Below are 1,207 nucleotides of genomic sequence, written 5' to 3'. Positions count from 1 at the left end.
TGAAGTGAGATGGTTATAACCTGACACTTGGCCCTTCCAAGAGGAAGTGGTCATGCCGTCCCTGATCGGGGTATGGATGGAGTTACTAAGCTTCACCAAACCCGAAGAGGAGAACGTCATGACCACCAAGAAGAAGGTAGCACGAAGGAAGCTCAGCTTGCTAGAGCTGGCAACGGAACTCGGCAACGTAAGCAAGGCCTGCAAAGTCATGGGATACTCGCGCCAGCAGTTCTACGAAATCCGCCGCAATTTCCAGACCTTCGGCGCGGATGGATTGTTGGACAGGCTGCCCGGTCCCAAGGGGCCGCACCCCAATCGCGTGGATGAAACCGTGGAAAAGGCGATCCTGGATTACAGCCTGTCTTTCCCCTCTCATGGGCCTCTTCGCGTGGCGCAGCAATTGGCGCTGCAAGGCGTGCAGGTCAGTTCCGGCGGTGTGCGCGGGGTCTGGAGCCGCCATGACCTTTTGTCCAGGCACGACAGGCTGTTGCGGCTTGAGCGAACGGCGCAGAAACGCAGGCTGAAACTCACGGACGAGCAGATTCGCCTGCTGGAGCGGTTCAGCCCGGAGTTCCGGGAGCGGCACATCGAGACGCGCCACACCGGCGATCTGGTGGCTGTCGACACCTTTTTCGTCGGCACCCTCAAGGGCGTGGGCCGGGTCTATCTGCAATCGGTCATCGACTGCTTCAGCCGCTACGCCTGGGGGCGGCTGTACACCAGCAAGCTGCCGGTGACGGCGGTGCATGTGCTCAATCAGGACGTGTTGCCGCACTTCGAGGCCCACGGGGCGCGGATCGAGACGATTCTGTCGGACAATGGGCGGGAGTTCTGCGGCAGGCCGGACCGGCATCCGTACGAGTTGTTTCTCCAGCTCGAAGGCATTGAACACCGGACGACCAAGGTGCGCCGCCCGCAGAGCAACGGCTTTGTGGAACGCCTGCATCGGACGTTGCTCGACGAGCATTTCCGGATCAAGGGCCGGGACACCTGGTACGAGTCGGTGGACGCAATGCAGACGGACCTGGACGCCTACTTCCACCACTACAACACGGAACGGACCCACCAGGGCCGGGGAATGCAGGGACGGACGCCGAACCAGGTCTTCCTGGACGGCATCGTGAAAGGCAAGAAAACGGAAACCGAAGAAGCAGCGTAACTCACCCCGCCAGGGGCGGCGGTGTCAGGTGAATACTATCTCTGTACA

Annotated in this window: 1 protein-coding gene; it reads left to right on the top strand. The window is 60.7% G+C overall.

All coding sequences use genetic code 11. From position 1 onward, the window contains the following. Positions 1-118 precede the first annotated feature (118 nt). Positions 119-1,159: an IS481 family transposase gene (locus GKC30_RS14810; RefSeq protein ID WP_155935747.1), complete on the top strand. Its 1,041-nt coding sequence runs from the start codon at positions 119-121 to the stop codon at positions 1,157-1,159. Positions 1,160-1,207 lie beyond the last annotated feature (48 nt).

The organism is Pseudodesulfovibrio alkaliphilus (genome assembly GCF_009729555.1).
GTDB classification, from domain to species: domain Bacteria; phylum Desulfobacterota; class Desulfovibrionia; order Desulfovibrionales; family Desulfovibrionaceae; genus Pseudodesulfovibrio; species Pseudodesulfovibrio alkaliphilus.
This window is presented reverse-complemented; position numbering and strand designations above follow the sequence as displayed.

Bases quoted from the DNA above. Each gene is read 5' to 3' on its own strand.
- GKC30_RS14810 (WP_155935747.1), top strand. From the start codon at position 119: ATGACCACCAAGAAGAAGGTAGCACGAAGGAAGCTCAGCTTGCTAGAG.